At 30.7% G+C, this 12709-nt stretch carries 11 protein-coding genes and 1 tRNA gene; 5 read left to right on the top strand and 7 right to left on the bottom strand.

All coding sequences use genetic code 11. From position 1 onward, the window contains the following. The first annotated feature begins 558 nt into the window (after nucleotides 1-558). From BSF42_RS14520 to BSF42_RS14505, 4 genes are all read left to right on the top strand, one after another. Nucleotides 559-1881, top strand: coding sequence for a phage integrase SAM-like domain-containing protein (locus BSF42_RS14520; protein ID WP_095953796.1), 1323 nt, complete (start codon nucleotides 559-561; stop codon nucleotides 1879-1881). Between the two features lie 14 nt (nucleotides 1882-1895). Further along, on the top strand, nucleotides 1896-2465 hold the full coding sequence (locus BSF42_RS14515; protein WP_095953795.1) for a hypothetical protein: 570 nt from the start codon (nucleotides 1896-1898) through the stop codon (nucleotides 2463-2465). An 85-nt stretch (nucleotides 2466-2550) separates the two neighbouring features. Next, the gene (locus BSF42_RS14510; protein ID WP_095953794.1) at nucleotides 2551-2829 is read left to right on the top strand and encodes a helix-turn-helix domain-containing protein; all 279 of its coding nucleotides are present in this window, start codon (nucleotides 2551-2553) and stop codon (nucleotides 2827-2829) included. A 282-nt stretch (nucleotides 2830-3111) separates the two neighbouring features. Further along, nucleotides 3112-4005, top strand: coding sequence for a hypothetical protein (locus BSF42_RS14505; protein ID WP_141248459.1), 894 nt, complete (start codon nucleotides 3112-3114; stop codon nucleotides 4003-4005). A gap of 527 nt (nucleotides 4006-4532) precedes the next feature. Here BSF42_RS14505 and BSF42_RS14500 read toward each other — a convergent pair. From BSF42_RS14500 to BSF42_RS14470, 7 genes are all read right to left on the bottom strand, one after another. After that, a complete protein-coding gene (locus BSF42_RS14500) occupies nucleotides 4533-5270 on the bottom strand; it encodes a hypothetical protein (protein WP_095953792.1) in 738 nt (245 codons plus the stop codon). A 6-nt stretch (nucleotides 5271-5276) separates the two neighbouring features. After that, entirely contained in the window at nucleotides 5277-6731 is a 1455-nt protein-coding gene (locus tag BSF42_RS14495; RefSeq protein WP_095953791.1) for a P-loop ATPase, Sll1717 family, read from the bottom strand. 328 nt (nucleotides 6732-7059) lie between these two features. Further along, nucleotides 7060-8079 carry a DUF2971 domain-containing protein gene (locus BSF42_RS14490; protein ID WP_141248458.1) on the bottom strand — a complete coding sequence of 340 codons (1020 nt, stop codon included), beginning with the start codon at nucleotides 8077-8079 and terminating at the stop codon, nucleotides 7060-7062. A 106-nt stretch (nucleotides 8080-8185) separates the two neighbouring features. Then, on the bottom strand, nucleotides 8186-9076 hold the full coding sequence (locus BSF42_RS14485) for a hypothetical protein (protein ID WP_095953789.1): 891 nt from the start codon (nucleotides 9074-9076) through the stop codon (nucleotides 8186-8188). 45 nt (nucleotides 9077-9121) lie between these two features. Then, complete coding sequence (locus BSF42_RS14480; protein WP_095953788.1) at nucleotides 9122-10027, bottom strand: hypothetical protein; 906 nt, start codon at nucleotides 10025-10027, stop codon at nucleotides 9122-9124. Further along, nucleotides 10024-10596: a hypothetical protein gene (locus tag BSF42_RS14475; RefSeq protein WP_095953787.1), complete on the bottom strand. Its 573-nt coding sequence runs from the start codon at nucleotides 10594-10596 to the stop codon at nucleotides 10024-10026. The genes BSF42_RS14480 and BSF42_RS14475 overlap by 4 nt, the downstream gene beginning before the upstream one ends. Nucleotides 10597-11369: 773 nt before the next feature. Further along, nucleotides 11370-11449 (bottom strand) — tRNA-Leu (locus BSF42_RS14470). Between the two features lie 290 nt (nucleotides 11450-11739). Between BSF42_RS14470 and BSF42_RS14465 the strand changes: the two genes are divergently transcribed. Further along, nucleotides 11740-12681 (top strand): ribose-phosphate pyrophosphokinase, encoded by a 942-nt coding sequence (locus BSF42_RS14465; protein WP_057115983.1) that lies wholly within the window; start codon nucleotides 11740-11742, stop codon nucleotides 12679-12681. Nucleotides 12682-12709: the final 28 nt, after the last annotated feature.

Raw genomic sequence — 12709 nt, 5'->3', positions numbered from 1 at the left:
CAAAATGGTCGACTAAAAAATCAGGAAGCATAAATTTTAAAAGCTCTATAGGATCCATCTTAAATTCTTATAGCGCAAATCTCTTATTTTATTTTGACATTTCCTCCCCAAGATTTGTTCTTGATCCGAAGTAATAACTTTAGGATCTAGGTAAAAGAATCTTGCATTAGGGAATAATTTGGAAATGCAAATATCTAGATTTTAATATTTCCCCACAACAATATGTATTGATCCGTTCTGACTAGGAATATCAAGGCTTCAGAAGGTATAAAAAAACGAAAAGCCGTCAAAAATGACAGCTTTTCCGTTAATGTACCCGGAGCCGGAGTCGAAACCATATATTTTTGTGTTTTTTATAATGCCTGTAAATACTATAAAACATTTATTAAACCGTTGCAAATATGCTAATTATTTGTTTTTAAGCAATGTGTGTTATGATCAATGAAAATCAATGAAAATTAATACGGATGTTAAAATATCGGGCAAATATCGGGCAGGTTCTTAAAGTTGCCCGATAATTAATTATATTTGCGTTGTTCAACTGTTCAACATAAAAATATGGCATCGATTAAATTTAGAGTGCGTAGTAGCGCAAATAAAAACGTCTCAATCAAAGTCCGGCTAATTTTAGGATTTAAAAAAAGTGATTTAGAATTAAACACCGCTTTCTCCATAAACCCTAAAGATTGGAGCGAGACGACAGGTTTTCCCAAACAAAACAACACTGAAAATAAAATCATTTTCAATAACCTTAAGAAGTTAGAGTCTTTTCTATTTAAAAGCCTTAATAGTGATATGGGCGAAAGTGTTGTTATTGATACACTTTGGTTACAATCAAAAATTAATGAATGCTTCAACCGAATAGAAAAAACAGATGAAGGATTAATTGTAAACTACATCCAAAACATAATTGATACTGCTGATACTCGAAAGGTAAAAGTAAAAGGTGGTTATAAACATGGTATTTCATTAAGTAGAAAAAACAGTTTTATAGCGACAAAAAACGTCCTTTTGGAGTATCAAACCAAAACTAAAAAAGCAATTCACTTTATAGACATTAATCAAACACTAATTGACAAGTTTGAACATTGGCTACTAATAACTAAAAAGTATGCCGTAAACACAGCATCAAAACACATTGCAAATATCAAAACCGTTTGTTTAGAGGCGGAAAACAAAGGGATTAAAGTTAATTCGTATGCAAAACAAATTACAATAGCGTCAGAGAGTGATGACGACCGATATATTCAAACACTATCGTTTGACGAACTTGAAAAGATACGAACTGCTAACATTACAGGCGAGGCGCACCAAAACGCTCGCAAATGGCTATTAATTGGTTGTGAGATTGGACAACGTGGCGGGGATTTATTAAATATCACTCCCGACAATATAAGATATAAAGGAGGTAATATGTATTTAGATTTGATCCAACAGAAAACAAAGAAACCCGTTACTATTGGAATAATCGCCCCATATATTATTGACATACTTGAAAATAGTTTTCCTTATAAAATCACAACCCAAAAACTAAACGACCACATTAAAAAGGTTTGTGAGATTGCCAAAATTAACGCAATGACTGAGGGTAAAATATTTGATGCTAAAACAGGACGTAAAGAGTTTAAATCATACGAAAAATATAAACTTATAACAACACATTCTTTTCGGAGAAGCTTCTGTAGTAACTATTACAAAAAAATACCGACACCGGTATTAATGGGTATTTCAGGACATAGCAAAGAATCAATTTTCCGAGTTTATATTAATGCTCCGGAGGACACAGACGAAAATGCTAATTTGTTTATGAAATTTTATAACGAAATACATAAAGACAAAAAACCGGAGATGAAAGTTATAAAAACCGGAACTAAAAACTAAAAAAAAATATACCTATGCTAAGCAATCCGCAAATATATGAAATACAATTGAGGTCGTTTTTATATAAAAACAAGGAGAAGAAAGAGATTGACTTTATAATCTATGAAATTGAAATAAGAGAAAAGTATTTAGAGGAAGTTAATAAGAAAACTGATGACGATTTTAGGACAGAAATAGAAAAGGAATATGAAGGCGTTGAAAAGAAAATGGATGAAAAGCATATGGAATATCTATTAAACGTTAAAAAAGAAAGATTAAAAGAAACAATTAGATTTACTAATAATGAGTTGTTTTCCTTAGGGATCTATAAGGATAGATTAAATCAATCCAAAACAAAAAACACAGATTTACTACACGAAGGAAAAAAATTAAATTTATCCGAACGCTACAAAATATTAAACAAACTTACAGGAATTGACAAAGAGATAAGAAAGTTGAATATTGGCGATTTAAAAAAATATGAATATTTGGCAATTGTACTTGATTGTCATCCGGACAGTGCGCGCGATTTGATGAACGGAAAATATAATAGTAAAGACAGAAATTTAGACGCTTTTTTCGATGAATTTGGTATAATCAAATAAAAAAGGGTAGAAATTTCTTTACCCACAATCTACCCACAACACCTTCATTTAATTCCTTTACTCCATAATAATTAAAACTTTAATTATGGAGAAAATTCAGTTTATTCAAACAACGCCTAAAGAACTACAGGGCGAAATTATTGCATCGGTAAAAACGCAATTAGAAGAATTTCTTAAACATTACAAGCCAACTCAGCCCACCGAGTACTTAACACGTCAACAAGTAGCAAAAATGTTTGACGTAAATATTTGTACTGTAAACAATTGGGCTAACTCAGGAGTAATTAGGCGATTAAGTTTGGGATCACGAATCTATTTTTTGCGTTCCGAGGTAGAAGCTAGTCTTAAACCTCTAAATGTTTGAGCCGTGAAGCATTATACAGAAAAAACCAGAGTCCAATGCTTGCTTATTGGATTGAAAAACTGCGAGCCAATATCAGAGAAATTGCTGATAAGACTATTTGAACGTGTAAACGTTTGTTCTAACTAATTTTTTACGGAAGAAACAAACCTTAGAAAACGAGAGTTATTCCATGCTCTCGTTTTTTGTTCAAAATTCAACTCCTTTAGGAAGCTTCTACTTCAATAAAATTTCCAATTGATTGATTTCATTAGAATATTAATTAAAAATTTATTACCCTCTATTTTGGAGGGGAATCCACTATTGGATTTTTATACGAGTGTAAACACAACTACAGGTGAGTTGGAAGCTATCAATAGAAACGGGCATAAAGTGACTCCTTCAAAAATTGCATTATACAGAGGTTTAGAATTTAAAATTTATGAAACAGGAACTATAATTATATCAGGAAGTTTGCACAAGTATTGGAATGGCGGAGAACATAATTACAATGACTTTAATATTATTGCCGTAATGTGCGTTTTAAATGATTTAAAAACAAAATTTGGAATAGATCCTGAACAATGCGTTTTGAAGTGTTTAGAAATTGGTGTAAATATTACTCCACCAATCGAAACAAATTCCATTTTAGATAATTGCTTTTTGCATAAGACTAAACCTTTCGAGTATCAAAAGAACTCGTTTGAAGGCAAATACAAACAAGTTCAACATGCTCAATATATTATTAAAATTTACAACAAAACACTTCATTGTCTTTCAAAAGGAATTAAAGTTGAAACTGAAATAATGCGGTTTGAAATTAAATATACCAAAATGCAGAAACTTAACCGACTTGGAATTTTTACGTTACAGGATTTAATGAACTATGGGCTTCATAATTTTAAAGAAGAATTATTAAGGGAGTGGCATAATGTTTTGTACTACGATGATTCTATTCAGCAAAATACTTTAGCCGCAAATGAGGAAAAAGTAATTCTAAAATATTCAAATCCAAATTATTGGACTGGCCTATTAAAAAATAAACAAATTAAAAACTTTAGGTACCACAAAAACCAATTAAAAAAAATTACCTACAAAAAATCTATAAACATTCAAAGTTTAATTTCTGAGGTAATGAGCAAAAAGATTGATGAGTTAAATAAAAATCCTATCCAAATTTACAATATATTTAAAAGGTAAATTTGGATAGGATTAAATTATTTGGACTGTCGTAGATATTTGAAATTTTGATTAAACTCCGAAATCTAAATAATTAACATAATTAATGATGGATTGCAGACGTTTTCTGAAGCTGATGGAGTTTTTGTTTTTTAGAAGCCTATTGTTTTTCGTGAAATTAAATTTTGCTTTCAAATCTGATTGAGAGATATTTTTCGCAGTTCTAGTTTCTTGCATTGGTATTCTGACCTTTTTTGTAAGAGCAGCTTCAAAATTAAATTATCTATATTTATCGGATAAAAAAAACATTCAAAAGAAAGGTACCCACAAGCGCAAAAAGTAAGTTTTTATTTGAAAAGGGATTAAAATTGAGAATGAAGGTTTTTAAAGAAAATCAGATGTTGATTGGATGAAAAAAAATAGTGATTATGATTAGAGTAGAGAAAACGTGTTGAGAATAAATCATGTCAGGGACATTTTTTTTGTATAATGAAAACTATATTTATTAGAAGTTCGAAATTATTTTTTTAAAATAAGTCTAATTCTAATTAAGCATTACGAGCTTTTCCAGATTCTTCCTCTAAAACTACTAAAGTTTCGGTTTTGATTGAATTAACAATGTCTTCTAGTTCCTCAAATGATATATTCTGCATCAAAACTTGAAAGCATGCTTTTTTTAGTTCTTCCAATTTGCCTCTAAGAATTGCTTGATTTAACTCGTTAGATAACATTAATTCTGCTTTTGTAATAAGCAAAAGTACTTTGTAGTTGTTTTCCTCTTCCATCTTTTCTGTTTGTGAAATGATGGCAATTACTGATAGTAATTCACTTATTATAGTACGAAAATCACTAACCCATAATTGTATAGTTCCAGAAAGAACGGTTTTGTTAAAGTCTCTTTCACTATTTTTTCTCAATTGCTCCATCTGTTCGGAAGCAATTATTTTAGTGTTTTTTATTTGTTCTAAAGCTATTGAAGCATTGCTTTCTCGAGATTTTTTATTAATAAATAGGTTGCCTATAGTAGTTAGTAAGCAAATTATAATCGCTCCAATCCATGGCATATCTTTAGACCAATCATTCGTGTTAGATTTATCGCTCTTATTTTGTATAAATATGGTATTTGGTATAGAAACTGTTATAGTGTCTTTTTTGCTGGGTTTTGCAATACAAGTGACGGGCACCTCTAAACTTTTAACACGAGAAATAGAGGTGCTGTCTTTTGGATTAGAATATCCTTTTACCATTAGGATAAAAAATACTCCGATAATCAATGTTTTTTTCATGTTATTTTATTGGATTTTTTTCCAAATATCATCTAAAGTTTCAGGTTGTATTGCCCAACGATATCCCATATGTACTTCCCAATCAAATCCAAAATCCATATATGAGCTTGATAAATGACTAGCCTCTTCATAAGATATTCTTAATACGTTTCCATTATCTAGTGATTTGGTCGCGGTTAAGAATCCAATTTTAAATAAAAAACTAATTAAATCTTGCGGTTTCCCAGGAATATTTGAAGCAAACCGGAATTCTCCTTGCTGAGAAAGTTTAAAAAGTTTTTCTCGTAATTCAATTGTTGTAAAATAAAACGATTCTGAAGATGTTTTGCCTTGTTTATTTGGTTTCATGCCATAAATCAAACGATCAATTGATGGCAGTTCGGATTTGTATTCCGCGATTGTGTCAGTAATAATGCTTTTTGAATATTCTGGCAATATAGATTCGATATGCTTAGAATTGATCAGAGAAGAGTTGTTTCTGTAGGCTTCTTGTGCGGCCATAGTGCATAATTTAATCAGATCACGCGGTCTATTGCGGATTAGAGAAAATAAAACATTATGCATTGGCTTATGCTCCCAAACTCCTTTACCTTCAAACTTTTCAGCAAATACTCCGCTTAAGTAATGTGCTGTTTCTTTTTGTGGCAACGCTAATAATTCATTTTCGTCAAATTTTTCACCTTTGAAAGTAAGTATACGCTTAATTAAAAGTACATATATCGCATGAAGTTTGTATCTGTAATTTATTACTAAGCCATCAAATTTATCGGAAGACTCATCTGCTGTTCGTACGGCGTTATAAACATCGGTTCTTAGAGCCAATTTAAAAACAAGGCCATCATTCGCTGTAGCCATGTCTCTAATACTATTAATCAAAGCTGATATCATAGTAAGCCCTTCTTTTCTATTTTGCCAACCACGATCCAAATCATCTAAATAAACTTCAATTGGCATTTCTTCGCTTATTTTAGCAATACACTCACTTTTTTCGTTTGCTTTTTGTCCATTTTTTTCAAGTTTTTTTATACAATCTTCTAAAAGTCGCAATATCTTTCCACCAAACTTAATAGGATCAATATTGATAGATTCAAGTTCAAAAAAACCTAATTCAAGAAGGATTTTTTCAACAATTATTTTTATTAAACCATGTTTCCATTGACGAATGCTAATTAACAAAGATTCATGTTTTATCCCAATTTCGGCAATGTCATCTGGTTTTATTAGAATACATAATTTTCCTTCTTCAATACCCTCTTTAATTGCTATTCGAAATAATGCAGATTTGCCCACCCCTTTACTTCCTACTAGAATTCTAACTGGTAAGTGAGCTTTTATAGAATCGTAAGAGTCTGTTTTTAGATAATATTGACTTAAACGAGTAATGTTTTCTCCTTCGCCATCATAAGCGCCAAATATTTTTCTAATATTCTGATCTGTGAACTTAATTTCGAGTGATTGCATTTGATTCTATTGTTAAATCAATCCAAGTTTCAACTCGGATTTTAAAAAAGGAGACGAATATAGTAAAATTTGCACAAAAAAGTAGCATTAAAAATAAATAAAAGAAGTAGTTGCTTTTATCTGTAGTAATGAAATTTATAATTTCTTAAGTAGAAATATAGAATTTCCTTTTTTAAAGGATTAGCATTAAATAAAATCAATTAAAAAACGAGATGTTTAAATCTTAGGCATTTTGGAAGTTATGAAAACTAGAATTTTAACTATCCAAAATTAAGATTTAAAATTTTAATTCTAATAAATTGCAAATTATGGGATATTTTTCAGGTGTTTATTTTAAATTTAATGCAAAGTCATTAATTGTGATTTTCAATCCATCTTTTTCAAAATGGGAAGTAGCCCACGCAATATCCTGTAGATTATAAAAAATGTAGAGTCGTTCTGCCGTGTGAAATAGTTCGTTTTTAATTTTGGTTGCAATCCACTTTATTTCTTCTTCTGAAATAATTGATTCAAGTTCTAGGGTTATATTACCTTTTGAAGTTAACCGGATAAAATACTTTTCTAATATTTTGAACTTTACAGCATCACGGCCTGTCACAGACGCTGGAATTGCAGTCATATATTTAAGTTCTGACGAAAATGGATTTTTTATATATGTAGCTTTAAATTTGTAAGATTTCTCTAAGTGTTCAATTTGGTAAAATTTAATTTCTCGGTCAGACAACTGTTTCATCATGCGTAATTTTTGATCCTTATCCATTCTCAATCCAAAATAAATTGATTTTACTGCTTCATAGTTATAGGACTGTTTTCCAAAATTATCTGTGACGATTCTGTATTCTTTTTCGTATTCCCAACGTTTAGATTTGTAAGCAGTCATTTTGTAAATTAACCCATCGTTTTTTATTGTTATATCTTTGATGGTGATTTCGGGAGGATTATTTCCATATAAAACCGAATAGGAAAATACTTTTTCGGTTTTAAAACTAGAAATTAATAAATCGGAATCATATTCAATGCAAAATCCCTTATGAGAATTTGCATAATGTGCCCAAAGTAATTCATCGAGATAAGTTTTTGATAATGCATAAATTCCGATCCTTTTATTAAAGGCAAGCAAGTTGTTAAATGCAGTATGTAAATTAACAAAAGCATCATTCCTTTTTTTGCTAAAGAAAGAACTTATCGCTTTAGTTTGTTTAAGGAATTTATCAGAAACAACTACATTTTCGCACGGATCATTCAGTTCGTCAAAGCTTGAGCCCCAGAAATAATTGTTTATTATTGATGATAAATCACGTTCAAATGTTTTTTCGTCATTGCCTCCTCTGTATTTATATACTAACATATAATGAAGTTTATCGATTGTCGTGATCGCTTTTTTTGCTTTTTTATATTTTATGAAAAAGAATGTTTTTCCGCAAAGTAAAATATGATTAAAAATTGCAATCACACTAGTCTTGCGAAAGTACTATTTGTTCTTGGTATTTGATTAAACATTTGTTTGTGTTTAAATCCCAAATTTGTGGGCCATCTGTTGTAAATACTATTTTAAAAAAGGGTTTTTTTGATAAATTGTATTCTTTCATGAATAAATTATTCACTTGTTCTGGGTAAGATTTTATTTCTTTTTCATTTTTTTTGTACCATCGATTGAAATCAATAAGTTTTTTAACTTCTGATATTGCATGCCCCGAAGAAGCTTGTCCGAATCCAGGAGAATGAATCATTTTTCCATTTACATTTATTATTCCTTCATTTATATTGTGTTTTCGTAGGTCAAATCTTTCTTTGGAACTTAGATCAGATGTAAGGTTTATAACGCCTGCTATTTCTTGTAGAACGTTGTTCCAGTTGTTGTCGATTATTTCTAAGAGTTTTTTGTCAGCGAAAGTCTCATGGGGAGGATGTTTTGCTGTGTCTAAGAATAGTACTCTGTTTTTATCAATGTAAACGAAAAGAACTAATTTGGTTCTTTTTGTAAAATACTGGTTGGGTAATTTTTCAAATGATAAATGTAAATGATATATATTCCAATCATATACAAGTTTATCATGGACGTGATAGTTGAGAAGATTTTTTGACTGATGAGCATTTACATCAATACCATTTCCAATCATTTTTTTTAACTGAAGAATTTCCTGAGAATGTTGATAATTATTATTTATCTTATCTTGAAGTTCCTTTGATATGTCTACAGTCCTTCTATATGGGTAAATTATCTTTCGTTGTAATGTAAAAAGTTTTAATAAATCATCATCAATATTTTCCGACAACTTATGTTCAATTGCTAGATAACTAAATTCCGCTAAAATATAATTTGAAATATCTTCTGTAAAATTCATGGTTTTATTTTCGATTAATAATAGCCCTTGGTTATTGACAAGTTTTTATTCAGTACGTTTTTCGAAAATGTCAAGTAATTCAAATGTTGTTTTTTCAGTTCCCGACATGAAATATGTTTTAGAATGTCTAAGATGTGCAGTACATGATTTATTTAGAAATGAGATCACTTGTTCTTCAGGAAGTTTAGGATTTATAAAGCCTGTAAATTTAAAGCCATCTTCATTGACAAATTCAAATTTTGCAGCCTCTAAGAATGCTCCCCTTAGTGTTCCATCTTCAAATAGTTCCAGATCTTCTTTTGTTGCTGCATTAACTCTTTGAAATCCTTTATGTATTAAGTCTTCCGAAATGTTAATTTGTTTTGTTCCAGAGGTCATTTTAAGAATAGACTTTTCTTTATCAATGTGTTTTAAGAAATTTTTTAGGTTATTTAGGTTTCTAGCGGGCGTAGTTTCTAAAATTTCTTCAAACTCTTTATCGCTGTTTGTGGCTGCCTCAACTAATTCCATTACTTGTTGAATTGCATTTGCAATATCTTCTTCTGCAAAAAAATCAGATGATTCAATTTGAGATAATTCCACGCCAAAAGAACCAGTCGGCAAGGCAGTTAAATAAAGGTCTGAGCTTTTAGAATTTTTAGATACGCCTCTTTTGCCAACTTTTCCGTATCTCAATAAGGCCGTTTGAGTTTTAATAAGCTCTTGAAAAGGTTTTAGAGTGTCAGTTACAAATTTAGTTTTAATCCCTTTTGATCCTGAAACAGCTCTCCCACTAAAAAGAAGGCGGACTTTCGGTTCTTTTATATGGTCAGGTAAATTTTTAAGTTTTTCGTTTAATTCTTCAATTTTTTTTGTCAAACTATATGACATTAAAGGATGGTCCTTCACTAAAGATAGCAAATGCTTAGTGTCAATAATTTGAGCTTTTAACTGTTCTTTATCTAAACTCATTTCTTAAGTGATTGTAAATATATTTTCGCTTCTTGATCCAAGGTAGGGGTGTTTAATTCTATACGTAATATTCCTTTCCAAACATCTAATCTATTATGTGAAAACAGTTGAAGCCAATATCTTGTGTTTTCAATTGTAACATCGGGGGAATACCCATAATCTACATTATAATGATCTAATTTGAATGTTGTTTTAGATAATGATGGATCAAAGAATTCTTTAAAATTGGCAATAACATTATTCATTAAAGAATCAATAGAGTTAGCATCAAGTGATATCATTTTATAAAATGTTACTAAATCTAAATCATTTGGGGATCTATTGTCGCGGCTTTCGATATCTTCAGTAAAACTACCATCAATCCATTGAAATCCATCAATTATTCCAAAATTATTTAGCTTACCTCTAAACTCTATAAAGCCTTCGAGAATTTCAATTCTTTCTTTTGATGTTGCAAATTTATGACAGAAATCTAAAATATTGCATTTATATGGACTTAAATCATTTGGCGATGTAGGATTGCCTACATGAGGAGGGATTACATGATTATGATCAAAATCTGGAATCATTCAAGAGTTTTTATAGGAGGTGTTATATTTTATAAGGTTCGTAAATATACTGATTATGAGTTAACGAACAAGAACTTATATGTGGTATTATAGTTAGGGAAAACAATATCACGTAGTTATACGTAAGAAAAGCACCCAAAATAAATAATTTTTTTTTTGATCATGTTCATAAGTTTGGAGTGTAATATTTGGGCACTGTGTTATACCCCAGATTGAACATAAAATTTCAAAATACAAAAGTTCATTTTGTAAAGGGAGGGGGTAATTTCATTAAGTCTGTTTTTTTTAGACTTTTATCTTTTTTGAAAGACTAAACTTGTAATCCATATTAAAACTAAATTTTAGTGAGTAAGTTGTTTCGGTGATATAATCTATAGCCTGAAATTTGAAGTCAAAATATATATTATTTTCATTTAATAATGATTTAAAAACATGTATTATTAAGTGAAAAACATTTTTATTGGGTAATAATAACTAAGGTTTTAATAGAAACTTATTTTTCAATTAAAAATACCTACTTTTTATTGATGTATTTTAAAGCGAATAAAATTTTATGTAAAACTTAATGCTCGAATGTTCCTTAAAGAAAACAGCATAAAAAAAACAGGAGTTGTTCAGGCTCCTGTTTTGCGTTGTTCAAACGTTGGCTTAAAATTGGCATCGTAAACCATATGCAAATGTAAACATTTTAAATTATCGGGTAAATAGCGGGCAGCTCTAAATGAAAAAAACCGTAACGTATTGATTTTCAATACAGTTACGGTTTTAATACGTACCCGGAGCCGGAGTCGAACCGGCACGGTTTCCCACAGGTGTTTGAGACCAGCGCGTCTACCAATTCCGCCATCCGGGCTTAGCAGACGAAAAAATAAATCTTAAACGACTTATTTTAACGCAATAGAATGAAGTCATAAATGGCGTCATTCCTTTAACACGGTGCAAATGTAAAAAATAAAATTAAATCAACTACTAAAAATACTTAAATTTTTCCTTTCAGTGTCCAATAAATTTTATAAATTTGCACCTCGTTAAAACGAAGCACACACAACTAACTACACCCGAGGCATTTATATATGTTTTGCTTTAACTAAAAAGATAAGGCTAAATTATACTAAAAGCAGCGGAGCAAAAACAACAATTATAATGTCGCACCTAGAACCAGAAGCTAAAATTTTTGCTTGTTCACAAAGTGTTTATCTTGCAGAAAAAATTGCAAAAGAGTACGGAATTCCGTTAGGAAAAGTAACGATGTCAACGTATAGCGATGGAGAATTTCAGCCATCTTACGAAGAGTCAATAAGAGGTTTACGAGTATTTATCGTATGTTCGACTTTCCCAAGTGCAGATAATCTGATGGAATTGTTGTTAATGATCGATGCAGCAAAACGTGCATCTGCAAGACACATTACAGCTGTTATGCCTTATTTTGGTTGGGCAAGACAAGATAGAAAAGACAAACCAAGAGTTCCAATTGGAGCTAAGTTAGTAGCTAATTTACTAACAGCTGCAGGAGCAACAAGAATCATGACAATGGATCTGCACGCAGATCAAATTCAAGGATTCTTTGAAAAACCAGTAGATCATTTATTTGCATCTACAATCTTTTTACCATACGTAGAAAGTTTAAAATTAGAAAATCTAACAATTGCATCTCCAGATATGGGAGGTTCAAAAAGAGCATATGCTTACTCTAAGTTTTTAGAATCAGATGTAGTAATCTGTTACAAACAAAGAAAAGCAGCCAACGTTATCGACACTATGGAGCTAATTGGTGAAGTAAAAGGACGTAACGTAATCTTAGTAGACGACATGATCGATACAGGAGGAACTCTAGCAAAAGCTGCCGACCTTATGATCGAAAAAGGGGCACTAAGTGTAAGAGCAATTTGTACACACGCTATATTATCTGGCGGTGCGTATGAGAAAATCGAAAACTCAAAATTAACCGAGTTAATCGTTACAGATTCTATCCCATTAAAGAAAGAATCTAATAAAATAAAAGTGGTAAGCTGTGCGCCTTTATTTGCAGAAGTTATGCAGATGGTTCACCACAATAATTCCATTAGTGGAAAATTCATAATGTAATTTAGCAATAGGCTTTAGGCAGTAAGCT

This window comes from Flavobacterium sp. ACN6, assembly GCF_002304005.1.
In the GTDB taxonomy this organism is placed as follows: domain Bacteria; phylum Bacteroidota; class Bacteroidia; order Flavobacteriales; family Flavobacteriaceae; genus Flavobacterium.
This window is presented reverse-complemented; position numbering and strand designations above follow the sequence as displayed.

Coding starts and splice junctions, on each gene's coding strand:
- BSF42_RS14520 (WP_095953796.1), top strand. CDS start 559: ATGGCATCGATTAAATTTAGAGTGCGTAGTAGCGCAAATAAAAACGTC.
- BSF42_RS14515 (WP_095953795.1), top strand. CDS start 1,896: ATGCTAAGCAATCCGCAAATATATGAAATACAATTGAGGTCGTTTTTA.
- BSF42_RS14510 (WP_095953794.1), top strand. CDS start 2,551: ATGGAGAAAATTCAGTTTATTCAAACAACGCCTAAAGAACTACAGGGC.
- BSF42_RS14500 (WP_095953792.1), bottom strand. CDS start 5,270: ATGAAAAAAACATTGATTATCGGAGTATTTTTTATCCTAATGGTAAAA.
- BSF42_RS14495 (WP_095953791.1), bottom strand. CDS start 6,731: ATGCAATCACTCGAAATTAAGTTCACAGATCAGAATATTAGAAAAATA.
- BSF42_RS14490 (WP_141248458.1), bottom strand. CDS start 8,079: ATGTTAGTATATAAATACAGAGGAGGCAATGACGAAAAAACATTTGAA.
- BSF42_RS14485 (WP_095953789.1), bottom strand. CDS start 9,076: ATGAATTTTACAGAAGATATTTCAAATTATATTTTAGCGGAATTTAGT.
- BSF42_RS14480 (WP_095953788.1), bottom strand. CDS start 10,027: ATGAGTTTAGATAAAGAACAGTTAAAAGCTCAAATTATTGACACTAAG.
- BSF42_RS14475 (WP_095953787.1), bottom strand. CDS start 10,596: ATGATTCCAGATTTTGATCATAATCATGTAATCCCTCCTCATGTAGGC.
- BSF42_RS14465 (WP_057115983.1), top strand. CDS start 11,740: ATGTCGCACCTAGAACCAGAAGCTAAAATTTTTGCTTGTTCACAAAGT.